The sequence below is a fragment of the Rhizobium sp. CCGE531 genome (assembly GCF_003627795.1).
In the GTDB taxonomy this organism is placed as follows: domain Bacteria; phylum Pseudomonadota; class Alphaproteobacteria; order Rhizobiales; family Rhizobiaceae; genus Rhizobium.
Genome location: NZ_CP032687.1, coordinates 84,441 through 100,237, shown reverse-complemented (window position 1 = coordinate 100,237; position 15,797 = coordinate 84,441). Strand labels below are relative to the sequence as shown.

The window sequence follows — 15,797 nt, the reverse complement described above, 5'->3', positions numbered from 1 at the left end:
CTACCACTTTAGGGGATGGGCCGGGTGAGAGCCGCATTCGAAAACGGCGGGGGCAAGCTGGCGGCATTGGCCGCCAAATCACATCGTGAGAGGCGGCTGGTCCAAAGGCGCCGCTCTAATTTCAAAGGCTTGAGCAAATTGCGGTTTTAGAGGGTTAGCGTTGCGTGGCGATCTGCGGACAGGATGATCGTTGCTGCCGTCGTCGAAGCGGAACGAAGATACATGGGCTTCAGCTAGGACTGCCGATCACATGCTAGCGGGTTCGACTAACTGATACGGAGAAAAGATATGTCTGATGCAAAACTGCAAAGTGTGCTTTCGGCTCTTTCGCAGACGGTGAGACAGCTCGACGCTATTCCGGCTAAACAGCCGGGTCCTGAAGCCAATTGCGTTAAGCTGGACACGAATGAGAATCCATTTCCGTTGCCAATGCTGGTGATGCGAAGCGCGATTGCCGCCCTCAAACGGCATTACCTTTATCCGGAGGATGATAATCGCTGCTTGCGGGAAGCGGCCGCCAATGCGTATGGCCTCTCCCGCGATCAGGTGATCGCCGGCAATGGATCGTCTGAACTGCTGGGGCTAATCTACAGGGCTTTCCTTGCTCCGGGTGATAGCGTGGCGATGATGTCGCCAGGTTTTTCGTTCAACCGCAAACTAGCCTTGTTGCAGGGTGCTCAATTTCTCGAAATCGAATGGAGCAAAGCTTATTCGTTGCCGATAGAGCAATTGCTTCTCGGTCCCGCAAAAGAGGCAAAGTTCATCCTGCTGGCCAATCCGAATAACCCGAGCGGAACCTTTGTTCCAATAGCCGAGATCGACAGGCTCGCTGCGCAATCCGACCGTTTGATAGTGTTGGATGAGGCGTATGTCGATTTTGCGCCCGACGATGCTCTACGACTTATCAATCGCCATTCGAACCTGCTGGTCTTAAGAACATTTTCTAAAAGCTACGCCGCCGCCGGTATTCGCATTGGTTTCGGCTTCGGTCATCCTGAACTTATCGGAAGGCTGCGTAACAGCCAAAATCTCTTCAATATGAATCTTATTGCCCACGCGGTCGGCACCAGCATCCTCTCGCACCGCGCCGCCTACGCCGAGAACCACAAACATATCAAAGATGAAAGACACCGAACCACGGCCGCACTCTCTAAACTCGGATTTTCGGTGACCCCGTCTCATGCAAATTTCTTGCTTGCTCGCGCACCACCTGGGCAAAACGGCACGTGGTGGCAAGCATCGTTGAGAAGACGAAAGATACTTGTTGCCGTCTTTCCCGATGACGGCCTGGAAAATCATATTCGCGTAAGCGTCGGTTCAAAAACCCAAATGGATGCATTCCTATCAGCCGCCGCTGACATTTCTAAAAGCCTGAAGATGCAGCCGGTCACGCACGGCTAATCTTTGTTTTTGCCGACACCACAGAAACAGCCAAGTCGATTTGGCCGGGATACCCAGATCTCCGCACCAAATGAGGTCGACACAACCGGTGTCGGCGATTGCACTGACCCTGGTGCCTTTTGATGCCTCGTCGTGGAGAACCACGGCCGGAGCATAGACCGCCTCTTCATCGCTTGAATCGACATCTTTCATCTAACATTGGAGACAATCGAATGGGAAATGCCATTCCTTCTAATCTGACCTTCGGCATCTTCGATCATCTGGACGACAACGGCTGCAACATAGCCCAGCAGTACTCAGATCGCCTGAGGTTAGCCGAGGCGTGCGACGGCCTTGGTTTTTACGCTTATCACCTTGCTGAGCACCACTGTACTCCACATGGGAGAGGGCCATCGCCAAATCTGTTTTTATCGAGCGTCGCGCAGCGTACGCGTTGGATTCGTATCGGGCCACTTGTCATGCTGCTGCCCCTTTATCACCCGCTGCGTGCTTTTGAAGAAATCTGTATGCTGGACCAATTGAGCGGCGGCAGAGTTGAGGTCGGGATTGGACGCGGTTCTCTCCCGATCGAATTAAGTTATTTCGGGATGTGTGCGGACGCGGCACCAGGCTGCTATGCGGAAGCCAGTGAAATTCTTCTTAATGCGATGAGAGGCGGCACGTTGTCCCATAAGGGCCAGCATTTTGAGCTGAGCAACATACCTTTGACACTAAAACCTCATCAAAGCCCGCATCCACCGATGTGGATTGCCACAGGTAGACCCGAATCGGCCCGCTGGGCCGCTGCGAACGGCGCAAACATCGCGTGCCTGGGACCGTCCTCTTCTGTCCGCAAAATTACTGACGCCTTCCGCGCCCATCGAAAAGAGAACACGGGCGAAGATGATCAATCCTCGTTTCGTGGCTTGCTTCGCATGATCGTGATTGGGCGTTCTGACCGCGAAGCCTGGGTGCTCGCAGCGCCGGCTTACGAACACTGGCTCGCCAGCTTTGAATTCCTTTACGAGCTAAATGACCTGCAGACTCCACCAAACCTGCCGCTGACTTTCGACGAGGCGGTTGAGAACGAGTTATGCATCGCAGGGTCGGCGGCGTCGGTGAGACAAACATTACTTAGCCAGGTAGAAGAGGCAGGCGCCAACTATCTTCTGTGTCAACTTGCATTTGGGACCCTGCCGCTGGATGCTTCCCTTTACACAGCAGCCACTATTCAATCCGAATTTATGGCTCGTCTTAACTGATGCGCCATAATTTGGAGCCCCAACAACTTTTCCTGCGCCGTGCTGGCCGTCCAGTTGGATGCTAAACGTCAAGCTCCTCGCCGTCGCATCCGGTTCATATGCTCCTGATGATGGCAAAGTTCTCGGCAGCGCCCCGTTCATGGTATCATGATCGCCTCGCTATCGTCCTATGGCAAGCATTGAAGGCCACATTGTCGCCGAATCCTCGTCGACCGAAGCCGGCTATATCACCGCTTTTGGCTTTACGCTGGGAAAGAAGCCTTGTCCCCCGCACTATATGAGAGGAATTAAAATGATCGATCGTTACATCTCTGCCGCATCGTTGACCGCTGCAGTTTTGGGCTTGATGTTTCTCAGCAATCCTGCAGCGGCGCAAGAGACGCAACCCGCCCAAGGGCAACCAGATGGCAATGGTGCGGCTGCGGCCATCAGTGACCAGAAGATCGAAGCTTTTGCCGTCGCCTATCTCCAGGTGGACAAGATTAGGCAGGAGTACGCGGCCAAGATCAAGGCGGCGCCGGATGAGACAGCGAAGCAAGAGCTACGGAGCGAGGCAAGAAAACAGATGATACAGGCCGTTCAGACCTCTCCCAATATTTCAGTGGACGAATACAACGAAATTCTGGCCGCTGCACAGAAGGATCCTGTTCTCGTGAAGAAACTTGACGACAAACTGCAGAAATCCGCGCCCGCAAAGCAGTGAGCAACCCCACGATCACCGATCAATTTGATCACCCGCCATCGCCGCGCCGAGTCCTACAATCTTGGCACGGCGTTGACCGGGGGTTCTTCATGACCATGTCCGCGACATTGATCCAACTGGGCAGTGAGCACGTCGACAAGATACCCTGCGGCAATTGTCCGGCAGCCCAGCAGTCACATACGAGCGATGGACGCAATCATCTACTCTTCGGCGGGGCGCGTGCATTATCCGGATCTGCCGATGGCTCAAAGTGCCACTGTCCAACAAGATCACCCAAGTGGCCCTCACGGCGTAGTCGCATCTCCGACATCGTTGAGCGGCAGACAGACCGGCAAAACGTGAGGTCATGGATGAGCGATGTTCGCGATCGGCTACCCTAAACTAGCGTCCCCGGTGTTAAGCTAATCCCACTATCGTCAAAGCGGTCGGCGAGCGGGCGCCGGAACGTATAAGCTTGCCGGCAGCATTAACGCGCGGCGTATAGCGCGGCGATCTGGGAGGAACTTGCGCGACAATCTGGATGGGACTGTTGTGTCGCGGACGGTTGCCAATTTAGCAGCCTGATTGACGCTGGCAAGCGGTCTTTGCTCTTCTAATTGTCGCGGAGCGTCAATCTGGGCCGCCTCGTTGATTGTCGCGTAGACCGGAGGCCGCGCGCGCTGTCGTTTTGCTTCCATGGCGGAGCGGCGACGATAGCTCTCGACGTTCATCTCGAAGATCGTGGCGTGATGAACGAGGCGGTCCACCGCGGCGAGCGTCATGGCGGGATCCGGGAAAACTCGATTCCATTCGCCAAAAGGCTGATTTGCGGTCAGCAGGATGGATCGCCGCTCGTAGCGTGCCGAGATGAGCTCGAAGAGAACGCTGGTCTCTGCCTGGTCCTTTGCCACATAGGCGAGATCGTCGAGGATAAGCAGATCGAACTTATCGAGCTTGTTGATGGCGGATTCCAGTTCCAACTCGCGTCGTGCGACCTGCAGCTTTTGAACGAGGTCTGTCGTCCTGGTGAACAGCACGCGCCAGCCGTTCTCGACTAGCGCCAGGCCGATGGCTGCCGCAAGATGGCTCTTGCCGCCGCCCGGCGGCCCGAACATGAGGACATTGGCCCCCTTCGCCAACCAGCTATCGCCCGCCGTCATCGCCATGATCTGTGCCTTGGAGATCATCGGCACGGCGTCGAAGGCAAAGCTGTCGAGGGTCTTGCCAGGCGGTAATCTGGCCTCTGACAAATGGCGCTCGATCCTGCGCCTGTCGCGTTCGGCAAGTTCATGCTCCGTTATGACCGACAGGAAACGGGCAGCAGGCCAGCCCTCTCTGTCGGCCTGTTCGGCGAAGTCTGCCCAGAGCATCTTGATTGCTGGCAGGCGAAGCTCGTTCAGCAAAATGCTCAGGCGGCCGGCATCGATATCGTTGGGATTGGTCATGCGCGTTCTCCTGCATGGCCAGCGACCAGCGTCTCGTATCCACTCAACGGTGCGAGATGCACGGAAACGACGGGCAAGGTGGCAGGATCTGGTGCGAAGTGCTTGCGCAATTCGGCCATATCGGGAAGCTCTCCGGCATCGAGGGTTCTGGCCAGCCGTTCGGCGAGTTCACGTTCGCAGGTCCGCTCATGGGCCAGCGCCAGGATCTCGACCATGGTCTTGCAGGCTTGCTTGTCGGTCAATCGTTCCAGCAAAGCCTCGAAGGTTTGGCGATATTCCAGCCTCGGGAAGAGCTGGTCTCGATAGACGAGCCGCAACAACGCCATCGGCTTCTGACGGAGGGAATGAATGACGTGCCGGTAATTGACGACCTGGCTGTGGCGGCCGTCTGGATGTGCCCGCCCCCTGGAGAGTGTCATGAGATAGGTGCCGCCGACGAACACATCGAGCCGGTCATCGAAGAGGCGCACCCGTAGCTGGTGACCGATCAGGCGTGAAGGCACGCTGTAGAAGACCTTGCGCAGGGTGAAGCCGCCGGTGCGCATGACCCTGACGACGACCTCCTCGAAGTCTGTCGTCCTGCGCTGTGGCAGTTCCTGCAGATGAGGCCTTTCGGCTTCGATGCGCTTGAGGTTGTGGGCATTGCGGCGGCTGACGATCTCATCGACAAAGGCACGGTAAGCGGCAAGATCGTCGAAGTCGTTGCTGCCGCGCATAAGCAGCGCGTCGCGGATTGCTGCCTTTATATGCCCGTGCACGCTCTCGATCGAGCCGTTCTCGTGGGCGATGCCTTTATTGTTGCGCGTCGGCTTCATGTGGTAGTGGGCGCAAAGCTCCTCATATCGACGCGTCAGGTCCTCCCGCTCATCGGTGGTCAGGTTGCGGAATGCGGCCGACAGGCTGTCGCTACGATGGTCGTGCGGCGCGCCACCAAGGAACCACAGGGCGTTCTGCAGCCCTTCCGCCAGGGCGACGTAGCTCTCGCCGCCGAGGATGACATGGCCATGTTCGAAGCCGGAATAGGCAAGGCGGAAGTGATACAGCAGATGATCGAGCAACTGCCCGGCGATCGTGACCTCCAGACTATCCATGTTGGTAAAATCCGAAAGGCCCAACCGGCCGGGCTCGTGAACCTGCCGGAAGATGACCTCCTGCTCTGCGCCATGCACAGCACGCCAGGAGCGAATGCGCCGTTCCATTGTCCGACGAATGCCATCTCCGAGCTCCGGATGGCGGCGTAGCATCTCCTCGAAAATTGCCACCGCCCGTATCCCGGGAGCAGCCTGAAGCAGCGGGACGATCTCGGCATCAAAGATATGGGCAAGTGGATCTGGTCGCCGGCGCTCTCGTGGTTTTGTCTTTTGAGACGGGAGACGTGAATCCTTCTCGATGCGAAAAGCTGTTGTCCGACCGATCGAAGCCTTGGCGGCAGCAACCGTGACCGAATGATTTTGACGTAACTTCATGAAAAGCCTCATCTGATGATCGTTTATATGGCGACCTGGCACAAAGTGATTCTCCAGTTATGGAAAATCGCCAGATTGACCGCGATCACAGGCGCAAGGCAGGCCTGAATTTGGCGCCGCGGGTGGTGGGCATAACTTCGATCGGGCTACGCCCTCACTCCGTTACGCCCACCACCCGCACAGTCCCATCTTGATTGACGCTGGAATTCCACCTTGATCGTCGCGCGGCACGCGGCGCCCGAAACGGCGCTATGGCAGCCATATAATAGTCATGGCCCGATGAAGTTTTCGGATCACATGTGCGCAGGACAACATTCGTGCTGGTTTGAGTTGCTGAGCGGCGCGGTCGTGGCAATCGGCGAAACCATGCGGGACGCCTCCTCAAACAGCATTTCGCGCATCCAGACGCTTCCCGGATCACTATTGTGAAGTTCATGCCATTGAACGGCTTCGGTGAACGGAAGGTGTCGTGGCAGCGGAAGCTCGACGATGCGCAGCGGCATTGTTCTTGCGAAGTGCTGCGCCAGCCGTAAGGGCATGGTTCCTATGCGCTCATTGCCCGAAACCATGGACGGAATCATACTGAAGCCATGTACGACGACGTCGATCCGTCTCTCGCGACCGTGCTCGAGGAGGCACGAATCCTCGAGTCCCGGCCTCCGCGTATAGAATTTGGCCACAACGTGCCCCATCGACATGTATCTCTCGAACGTAAACGGCTCTTCCAGTTGCTTGTTCGAGGTGCAGCCTACGCACACGTGGACATCATCGAACAGTCTCGCTTGGGGATGGGCGTTTGATAAGAATATTTCCGGCAGAATGAAAAAATCAACGTCGCCGCGCCGAAGAAGGTCTTCATTATCATCGCCGGGGGGAAGAAATTCGAAGCTGATGCCGGGAGCTTCTCGCGCGACACGCTCCGCAATCCTTTCGAAAAACACGAGTGTAACGTAATCGGAAAGCACAATTTTGAAGCGGCGATCCGACCTAGCCGGGTCAAACGGCTCCCTCGAAATAATGGAGAGCTGAATCTGCAGCAGAGCCTCGCGCACCGCCGGCGCGATACCTTCAGCCCGCCGGGTGGGGATAAATTCGCGGCCGGCCATCGTAAACAGCTCATCTTGGAAATAGGTGCGCAACCGTGCGACCGCCGCGCTCATGGCTGGCTGGCTCAGGTTGATGCTGCGCGCCGCCGCCGTCAGATTGCGTTCGCTCATCAGGGCGTCGAGCGCGACTAGGAGATTTAGGTCAAGACCATTGAACCGCATAACTTATCTATCCACAGCGTGTATGTACGCCCTACAAACCTATCAGTACTCCTCATTAGTAATACAAATTGACGTTTTCACAGCGCAAAGACGCTCTGTGAAAACTTTCTTCGCAAATCGCATAGTGGGCGGAAAATTGAATATCGCGCAGTCCGACAGCGGGCCCATTTGGTGGGAAAGAAAGAGCGATCCGCACAGCATCCTGGTGAACTTCAGCGAGTGAACGGCAGGCCTTTTGTCATCGCTATATCGGTAGTCGATCTGTTCGGAGGGCAATCCCCTTCGGCGCCCGGAAAGACCTTTCCATGCGTAACAATGGTTTCACGTCCTCTGCGAATTTCTATTGGCGTGATATTTGCCAGAGATCAATTCGGTTCATCCCAGCGGTCGAGCGCCTTCTGATCCGGATCCCGATTGAGCGGGAGTTTATGATGCGGCGAAGAGGCTCAATACTAATTTGAAGGAACGTTTCAAAACACGCAGACGGCACTTGCCGTGCTCTGGATTGTTGCCGCGCGGCTATTCACTGAACATGGCACTGTGAAACTATTTGGCTTCCCCTCAGGCGGCGAGGCACCGGCAGGACAGTTGGTTTTCGCCAATGCTGCCCGCAGGCGGCGGCGATGGCTTAATCCTGTTTTGCTTCGTCGTCCTGTATCTGGTCTTGGCCGGGCCGGGGAGCTTTGATGCTAAGATGAAACGGATCTGAGCCGACCCTCGTGCTCAACTTGCCGGATAGGATCATCACCAAACGGTGGGCCGCAGCCTTGCAGATCTTCTCGCTAAGCAGCCTCCTGATCAAGGCCGCCACCAAGTTTAGATCAGACCCAACTCTTTGAACTTCAAGCTGCGGAACTGATATCCGAACGAACAGGTCCATCTCTTTCCGCCGCGTTCAATCCGCCAGCCTCAACTCCCCGCATACCATTTCCGACCTTGGTTCTGATCCAACGTCGCTTATCAAACGGAAACATAAAATAGTCACGTACGGTGAGTGGTTCGGACTGATCTCGGAGACCAACTTGCGGCCACTCGTCCTTTTTCGGCCAATATGCCGTGCGGAAAATCGTGTCCCATACCGTCGTAAAGAACCCATAGTTTCGATGCCGATGATGCGGTTCCATCGAGTGGTGAATGCGGTGGAATTTGTTGTCGCCGATAATGTATCGGAGCGGCCCAAGGTTGACTCGTGTGCTAGAGTGAGAAAGGTGGGCCTGAAAGGTAATTAGGGTCATGGCAACGACGGGCACGACGCCTGATTCGAAGTTAACCAGCGTAAGTGGTAGCGTGACAAACAATGCGTATACAAATGGCTCGGTAAAATGATGATTGCAATTCCAGGCCGTCAGTTCACGAATTGAGTGATGAGTGGCATGCAGGCGCCAAAGGAACGGAACGGCGTGTTGGGCGCGATGCATCCAATAATAGAAGAAGTCACCGGCTATCGCGACGAGCACACCTGAAAGGACGGCGAGCCCCGTGTTGATGAGCGGATTGCTAGAGTGAAGCAAGGCACCAAAATTGACCGTTAGATGGTGTAACGGGCGGATCCCAGCCAGGCGAGTTTGAAGGCTTGGTGGTCGTCCCTCACAATGATGGTGTCGCGGAGTCAGGAGTGGCCTGCTCCATAGCATCACGGAGAGACGACCATGAAGCAGTATGCCGGAATCGATGTCTCGTTGGAATACTCGAGTGTGTGCGTGGTGGATGCGGATGGCCGCATCGTGCGCGAGGCAAAGGTCCACAGTGAACCCGATGCGCTGATCGCCTGGTTTGGCGAGCAGGGCGCGGCGATGGAACGAATTGGTCTTGAGGCTGGCCCCTTGTCGCAATGGCTTTACGCGGAAATGGCGAAGGCGGATCTGGCGGTCGAACTGATCGAGACGCGCCACGTGCGGGCGGCCTTCAAGACGATGCCCGTGAAGACCGACAAGAAGGACGCACGGGGTATTGCGCAGTTAATGCGGCTTGGCTGGTTCAGGCCGGTCCACTGCAAATCTCTTCCGGCCCAGGAGGTGCGAGCGCTGCTGACCGCACGCAAGCTCATCCAGGGAAAACTTCACGACATCGAGATGAGCCTCCGGGGCATTCTGCGCGGTTTCGGCCTCAAGGTAGGGCCGACCACGCGGCGCACCTATGCGGCACGGATCCGCGAGCTGATTGAAGGTCATCCGACCTTGGAGGCGATCACCGTTTCACTGTTGAAGGTGCGCGACGCGCTTATGGACGAATTTGCAGGTTTTGAACGAAAGCTGCGTGTCATGGCCCGTCAGGACGATAATGCACGTCGGCTGATGACGACGCCCGGCGTTGGCGTGCTGGTGGCGCTGACATTCGTGTCGGCTGTTGACGCGCCTGAGCGCTTCCGATCATCACGAGCGGTGGGGCCGCATTTCGGATTGACGCCCAAGAAGTATCAATCGGGCGAAACCGATTATAGCGGCCGCATCTCGAAGATCGGTGATGCGGGCGTACGAACCGCGCTCTACGAGGCGGCCAATGTCATCCTGACGCGCCCCGTGAAGGGTTCGGATCTCAAAAGCTGGGCGCTGGCGGTTGCAAGACGTGCGGGACCCAGAAAGGCGCGTGTTGCGCTGGCCCGTAAGCTGGCGGTGGTGTTGCACCACATGCTCAGGGATAAAACCAACTTCATTCCCCACAAGGCGGCGTCAGCCATGACCGCCTGAGCAGGAAGCGAGACAACAAGACAAGGTTTCGGGCGGGCACCACCATCAGCCCACCGGAGCAAGGTCCCTTCGCCGGGACGATGGAGCGGATAGGCCGATGAACCGCAAGCAGCACTGAGGTGACTGCGCGTCCTTAGATTGGCCAGCCGGTCCTCAGCAGACCCCATAAAGCAGCGACCCCGGCGTCGACTGCGGACAGAAGCAAGCACTCGGCGAGGGATTAAGCTCAAAAGGGATTGACTCGGGACAGCCCGTTACAGAAGGAGCGGTTTAATCCCTAACAATTGCAAACCCAGAGCATACAAGTGCCAGATTACAGCACCGCATCCAATGCGAATAACCCAATTCCGCGCGCCGCGAACGTACGAGGCAAAGCTATATCGATAAGCCGGAAAGATCACCTCGAGTACGACGCATGTCGTAGCAAATATCGCAACCAGCGTGAACGATTTCACGAAGAACTGGGCCATCTCCTCTAAATCGAGAACGTACATTAGAATTGCTCCGACGAATTGGAACGACGTAATTGCCGTATGCGATGTCGGCGGCGATTGAAAATCGATTGTTTGGATAAGACCAATTCGTTTCGCAAATGGCTATCGCCAATCCACGAGCCGCCGCAGTAATCGGCAAGCCGCCGGAGTCATGCTTCTTGACTGCTGCCACCCTGGCCGTCGCCTTACAGTAAGGGGATATCGGCCGGCACAAGCGGTTGGCGGGCAGAAACTGCGCCACAGGAGACCACGTCTTTTTGAAAGCGGCGGTATTCCAGTCCTCGTAGGGCACTGGTGCTCTTCAACCTGGCAGGTCTCACTCACTTTCTGTCGGCGGCCTGGTTATTTGACCGCTGGGTGCAGACCCAACCGAGCGTTTATCGAAACAACGTTCGGACACCGGACGTTCGTTTTGTGCCGATACAGTGTGTCCGCAATTCGCGGGTCTGCGGCTTAATTTTTTTATCGCGTACTGACGGGAGTTCCAACGCTGTGGAACCGATGGCAAGAATGACGAAGACAAGGTAGCGGTTGAAATCCAACATGATCGTTTCGCCTTGAAAACAATCGGTCCGTCATTTCCAGCCAATCTTTTTTCGTCCCGGGGCGCTAAAAGAATGCAACCCGCAAGCGCCTCTCCTTGTTTCAGACGGATTTTCTCCATAGTGCGCCCTATAAACTGCGGAAAACCTCCCGAACTGAAAGAACCCCCATTTCAGGCAGATGTCTTTCAAAAGCATGCGGTTCTCTGGATCTAGCAGGTCTTCCCGTGCTGCCCGCAACCGAAGCATTTGTAGATAGGCTGCGGGTGTCATGTCCTTAAAAGCACGAAAACCAGCTTCGAGCGCTCGGGTGGAAACCTCCGCTGCGTCTGCCACCATCGGCATTGTAATCGGCTGGTCGATATTGGCCCGCATGAACTCGATCCCGCGTCGAACATGTCTGGGAGCGATCATGCTGGGTTTCTTATCCAGCAGATGCAATAGCCGATGAGGCACCATCCTTATCACCACATCGGCGAGCGCCTGCGAAATATGTGCCATGGCTATAGGAGACTGCAAAAGCGGACCATTAGCGCGCATTCCGTCGATGATTGTTTCGGCGAGATTGCCGATCGTGCGGCCAACTGGCGTTGACAGATCCAGCTCAGGCAGGAGGTCAAGGGAGCCATTGAAAGGCACGTCAAAAGTCTCGCAAATTGTCCGTTGGAATAAGGCCCAATCAAGCACCAACTCATCTATTAGATTGGCTTGCCCGTGCATCACGATGCCGTCAGGCTCGAAATTCCGGTAAAGCAGCAATTTCCCTTGTGCTGCCTCGGCGGTGCGCCGACCGTACGTAACCCCCATGCCACCGCTGCGCGGCACCACGATCGATAGATGCTCCGTTGCACCCGAGCACCATTCCGTGCGGAACTGAAACCCATCCTGATGGGAACCGGTAATCAACACGGCGCCTTCACAAGTCGAAAGATCGATCCCCCAATGGAACTCTTGGGAGCGACTTACGAGTTCAGCGTCGAATGTCCCGAAAACCTCGCTGAGAGTTTCGATCATGCTATCGAACGTTGAGCCGCAATATCGAAAAACGGCATCATCGGCGCTATTTTCCATCATGTGTTCTCCAGGTGCCAGCGACATCGATCTTGTCGGTTCATACAAGATCGTCTCTCGAGTTTCATAGAGCTTGCGACAACCATTTTTTAATTGAACATAGCTTGCCCGGCGCCCGAAACCTCCAGTGACGAGGCGGTTTATTTCCTCTCCACTCTTATCCGAGTGTTGGCAGGCATGACATCTGCCTCAGGATCTTCAGTCGCCTTCGCCTCTTAGGCGTGGACTGAAGGGTTGGCCGATTACGGCGCTCGGAGAGCGGTTGTTTTTGGTTTCGTCTACTAGCATTCGCCCGTGGCGGGTTCCACCTCGACGCCGCTTCTTGTCGACCTAATGTTGTTGTATACCTATGTCGACAGGCAATCGGCATTGTCAACCGCAAAGGTTGACGCTCGCGATCCCCAATAAGTTCGTGGTATATTCTGAATAAAGAAGGAGAGCTTCTCTAGGTCAGTCGTCACTTACTCTTCAGCATGTTTGCTGACCAGATGTCATACGGTGACTTCCCGATACGATCCAAAGCGGGGAATTCAACGATGGTGGTTCCGGACGTACGATTCTTCCCGCTGCAGTCACGAAGCCCCTCTCATATTCGCTTCATCTTTGCGTCAAAGCTCCAAGCCCCGGGCCCTGTAGAGGCCAGATAAAGAAAGATGAAGCAAAACAGGAGCGTACCATCGCCGCCGTTCGGCACGGGAAAGGCGCTCTTGCCTGAGAAATTGGTAGTCCAATAGCCGAGGCCCATCTGCCCGGATAAAAGGAATGCAACCGGTCTGGTCAGGAGGCCAGTCAGCACAGCCAGGCCGCCGAACACCTCCCGAAGGCTAAAAATCAGCATCAGAGTGGATAAATTGGCTTCGTCCCCTGCTCCGCCAACGCCGAACGCGGGGAATCCGGCTAGCTTCATGGCGCCATGTTCAATGAGCAGCAGGGCGGTAACGATTCGGAGCACGGCGAGTGCCGTCTGCGCGTGTTTTGAAGCATCCTCCAAAGCAGTCTCCAGTTTTTCCAGTTGTCTCGTCCTAATTCCGGTCGATCGGCATTCGGATCAGGACGCCGGATCGATAGGAACGAACCTGGGTTGATCAGTTCGCGCAAATACGGTGCCAAGAAATTATCGAGGGACGTAAGGCGATCTTGCGTAAGACCAGATAGGTCTTCTGAGCGCGGAAGAAGCATTGGGGCTTGATACAACCCGATTTTGTCGTGCGTGTCCGCCGCCAAAGAAACGCACGCGGCAACGGTCCGATCCTTTACTCGAACCGGATTGCAAATCCGTTCCAATCGCGAGGATCCATGCTCACTTATTGTCCATGAGTTTTTGAGACATGTAGGTGTATTCGAGCGCGTAGAGGCGCGCGCGTTCCTGCAGGTTGGCGGCAGCGGCGTGGCCGCCCTCGATGTTTTCGTAATAGTAGAAGGGCAGACTCATATCTTCGAACAGGGCGGCCATTTTGCGCGCGTGCGCCGGACCGACGCGGTCATCTTTGGTCGAGGTTTCGAAGAAAGGCTCCGGATAACCCACACCCGCCCTTACGTTATGATATGGCGAGATCGAGCGCAGAAAGGCGCCTTCGACAGGATCGTCCGGATTGCCATATTCGCCCTGCCACGAGGCTCCTGCCGACATGTGGGTGAAGTTGACCATGTCGAGAAGCGGCACCTGGATCACGGCCGCGTTCCATAGATCAGGGCGCTCGGTCAGTTGCACGCCCATCAGCAGGCCGCCGTTCGAACCACCCATGATCCCGAGATGCGGTGCCGAGGTAACCTTCTTCGCGATCAGGTCCTGCGCCACGGCCTGGAAGTCGTCATAGACACGCTGACGATGGGTTTTCAAACCGGCCTCGTGCCATTTTGGTCCGAATTCGCCACCCCCTCGTATATTGGCCAGCGCGTAGGCACCCCCCTTTTCCAACCACAACTTGCCAAGTGTTGCCAAATAGGTGGGACGCATTGAAATTTCAAAACCGCCATAAGCATAGAGGATGGTGGGGTTCGTGCCGTCGAGCTTAATATCTTTGCGCGCCACGAGGAAGTAGGGAACTTTCGTTCCATCCTCCGAGGTCGCCCAGAACTGCTGTACTTGCAGGTCTTCAGCATCGAAGCGTTCCGGGCTCGACTTGAGCTTCTCGACATTGCCGCTTGCAGCATCCGCGTAAAAAAGGGTGGAGGGTTCGAGGAAACCTTCCGAGAAGATGAACAGGTGATCGCTCTCATTGTCGCTCGACGTCACGGACAAAGTCGAATTTTCCGGCAGGGCCAATTTAAAGGACGACCAGCCATTCTTGCCGAAATCAAAGCTGCGTACCTCGCTGCTGACATTCGACTGGATCGACAGCACAAGATGATTTTTCGTCTGGGTAATCCCTTGGACAGACTGGTGGTCGTTCGGCATGAACAGCACAAGTGGTTCAACGTGCGCCGGATCGGCGAGCGCCGCGCGGAGATCGAAAGCGATTAGCGCGCCATTGTGGAAGACGGTGCCATTGGCCGAGGCCCAGTCCGACTTCAAATTGTAGATTGCCTGGCCCTTGTAGTAGCCACTTAAAGCAGCTGTGGTCGGGAATGGCAGAACGACCTTGCGGTTATCGGTGTGACCGTTCGGGTAGAAGGCTAGTTCTGTGTTGAACGAGTCGAGGTCGCGATAGGAGATGTCCATCACATACTTGCCATCAATGTCGCGCATCACGCTGCGGCGAGACGAGACGTCTTTCTTGTCGCCGCGAAAAATCTCGACCGCCTGATCGAGGCTCTGGCCCCGCTTCAGCACCTTGGTGACGTAGCCGTAGCCGGAATCCGTCACTTCGCCCGGCGTCCATTCCCGAGTCACGTAGATGGTGTTCTCGTCCACCCAAGTCGCCGACTGCTTGCCCTCAGGCAGGACGAAGCCTTCCTTAACGAACTGGCCCCTGGCGATGTCGAATTCGCGCACCACATCTGCATCCTTGCCGCCATCAGACAGGCTGAGCAGGCAGAGATTGTCGACGGGCGGCAGGCAGTTCTCGCTTCTGAGCACCCAGGTCTTATCCTCGAGTTTGGACAGCGCCTCGACATCGAGAATGACGCGCCATTGAGGGCTTCCAGACCTGTAGGCTTCCCAGCTCGTCCGCCGCCACAGACCCTGCACGTGCGTGCCGTCCTGCCAAAAGTTGTCGATCGTGCTGCCATGCGCGAAGCCGGGCCGAACAATGCGATCGGTGGCTTGCAAGATCTTCAGAATGTCAGCCTGATATTCGCCATAGCGTGGATCTTTCGACAGTTTGTTGACGGTTGATTGGTTATGCGCCTTCACCCAGACCATCGCCTTTTCGCCGTCAATCTCATTCAGATAGGCGCGAGGGTCGGCGGCGTCGTTGGGAGCGTTGTTAGGGTTGGAATCGATCGGCTTGGCAACAGTGGTCATCGGCGCCTTGGCAGAAGCCGCCATGGTGAATGCCATCGCCAAAACCATAGCCAACACCAATCTATTCAGAAATGTACCGCGCATAATTTACCTC

At 56.1% G+C, this 15,797-nt stretch carries 9 protein-coding genes and 4 pseudogenes; 5 read left to right on the top strand and 8 right to left on the bottom strand.

Going from position 1 to position 15,797, the window contains the following annotated elements; translation table 11 throughout:
- Nucleotides 1-288 precede the first annotated feature (288 nt).
- The 3 genes from CCGE531_RS30245 to CCGE531_RS30235 all read left to right on the top strand — a co-directional run bounded on the left by CCGE531_RS30245 (nt 289) and on the right by CCGE531_RS30235 (nt 3,345).
- Nucleotides 289-1,401 (top strand): histidinol-phosphate transaminase, encoded by a 1,113-nt coding sequence (locus CCGE531_RS30245; protein WP_004120061.1) that lies wholly within the window; start codon nt 289-291, stop codon nt 1,399-1,401.
- 212 nt (nt 1,402-1,613) lie between these two features.
- Entirely contained in the window at nt 1,614-2,642 is a 1,029-nt protein-coding gene (locus CCGE531_RS30240; protein WP_120670724.1) for an LLM class flavin-dependent oxidoreductase, read from the top strand.
- Between the two features lie 292 nt (nt 2,643-2,934).
- Entirely contained in the window at nt 2,935-3,345 is a 411-nt protein-coding gene (locus tag CCGE531_RS30235) for a DUF4168 domain-containing protein (protein ID WP_028755370.1), read from the top strand.
- Nucleotides 3,346-3,974: 629 nt separating this feature from the next.
- On the opposite strand, the pseudogene istB reads toward CCGE531_RS30235, so the two are convergent.
- The 3 genes and pseudogenes from istB to CCGE531_RS30220 form a co-directional block, all read right to left on the bottom strand.
- A pseudogene (istB, locus tag CCGE531_RS30230) lies at nt 3,975-4,769 on the bottom strand (IS21-like element helper ATPase IstB); the annotation flags it as partial.
- Nucleotides 4,766-6,247 carry an IS21 family transposase gene (istA, locus tag CCGE531_RS30225; protein ID WP_162944126.1) on the bottom strand — a complete coding sequence of 494 codons (1,482 nt, stop codon included), beginning with the start codon at nt 6,245-6,247 and terminating at the stop codon, nt 4,766-4,768. The gene istA and the pseudogene istB, both read right to left, overlap by 4 nt.
- Before the next feature lie 281 nt (nt 6,248-6,528).
- Nucleotides 6,529-7,503 carry a LysR family transcriptional regulator gene (locus tag CCGE531_RS30220; protein ID WP_065091953.1) on the bottom strand — a complete coding sequence of 325 codons (975 nt, stop codon included), beginning with the start codon at nt 7,501-7,503 and terminating at the stop codon, nt 6,529-6,531.
- Nucleotides 7,504-7,998: 495 nt separating this feature from the next.
- Here CCGE531_RS30220 and CCGE531_RS35010 point away from each other — a divergent pair.
- A pseudogene (locus tag CCGE531_RS35010) lies at nt 7,999-8,212 on the top strand (hypothetical protein).
- A gap of 217 nt (nt 8,213-8,429) precedes the next feature.
- Here CCGE531_RS35010 and CCGE531_RS30205 read toward each other — a convergent pair.
- Nucleotides 8,430-9,056, bottom strand: a pseudogene (locus CCGE531_RS30205) (sterol desaturase family protein); the annotation flags it as partial.
- 96 nt (nt 9,057-9,152) lie between these two features.
- Here CCGE531_RS30205 and CCGE531_RS30200 point away from each other — a divergent pair.
- Entirely contained in the window at nt 9,153-10,190 is a 1,038-nt protein-coding gene (locus CCGE531_RS30200) for an IS110 family transposase (RefSeq protein WP_004119987.1), read from the top strand.
- 260 nt (nt 10,191-10,450) lie between these two features.
- On the opposite strand, the pseudogene CCGE531_RS35005 reads toward CCGE531_RS30200, so the two are convergent.
- The 4 genes and pseudogenes from CCGE531_RS35005 to CCGE531_RS30180 all read right to left on the bottom strand — a co-directional run.
- Nucleotides 10,451-10,684, bottom strand: a pseudogene (locus CCGE531_RS35005) (fatty acid hydroxylase); the annotation flags it as partial.
- 575 nt (nt 10,685-11,259) lie between these two features.
- Nucleotides 11,260-12,300, bottom strand: coding sequence for an AraC family transcriptional regulator (locus tag CCGE531_RS30190; protein ID WP_065091956.1), 1,041 nt, complete (start codon nt 12,298-12,300; stop codon nt 11,260-11,262).
- A 583-nt stretch (nt 12,301-12,883) separates the two neighbouring features.
- Complete coding sequence (locus CCGE531_RS30185; protein ID WP_004120043.1) at nt 12,884-13,288, bottom strand: DoxX family protein; 405 nt, start codon at nt 13,286-13,288, stop codon at nt 12,884-12,886.
- Between the two features lie 309 nt (nt 13,289-13,597).
- Nucleotides 13,598-15,787, bottom strand: a complete 2,190-nt coding sequence (locus CCGE531_RS30180) for a prolyl oligopeptidase family serine peptidase (protein WP_004120041.1) — start codon at nt 15,785-15,787, stop codon at nt 13,598-13,600.
- Nucleotides 15,788-15,797 lie beyond the last annotated feature (10 nt).

Bases quoted from the DNA above. Each gene is read 5' to 3' on its own strand.
- CCGE531_RS30245 (WP_004120061.1), top strand. From the start codon at position 289: ATGTCTGATGCAAAACTGCAAAGTGTGCTTTCGGCTCTTTCGCAGACG.
- CCGE531_RS30240 (WP_120670724.1), top strand. From the start codon at position 1,614: ATGGGAAATGCCATTCCTTCTAATCTGACCTTCGGCATCTTCGATCAT.
- CCGE531_RS30235 (WP_028755370.1), top strand. From the start codon at position 2,935: ATGATCGATCGTTACATCTCTGCCGCATCGTTGACCGCTGCAGTTTTG.
- istA (WP_162944126.1), bottom strand. From the start codon at position 6,247: ATGAGGCTTTTCATGAAGTTACGTCAAAATCATTCGGTCACGGTTGCT.
- CCGE531_RS30220 (WP_065091953.1), bottom strand. From the start codon at position 7,503: ATGCGGTTCAATGGTCTTGACCTAAATCTCCTAGTCGCGCTCGACGCC.
- CCGE531_RS30200 (WP_004119987.1), top strand. From the start codon at position 9,153: ATGAAGCAGTATGCCGGAATCGATGTCTCGTTGGAATACTCGAGTGTG.
- CCGE531_RS30190 (WP_065091956.1), bottom strand. From the start codon at position 12,300: ATGATGGAAAATAGCGCCGATGATGCCGTTTTTCGATATTGCGGCTCA.
- CCGE531_RS30180 (WP_004120041.1), bottom strand. From the start codon at position 15,787: ATGCGCGGTACATTTCTGAATAGATTGGTGTTGGCTATGGTTTTGGCG.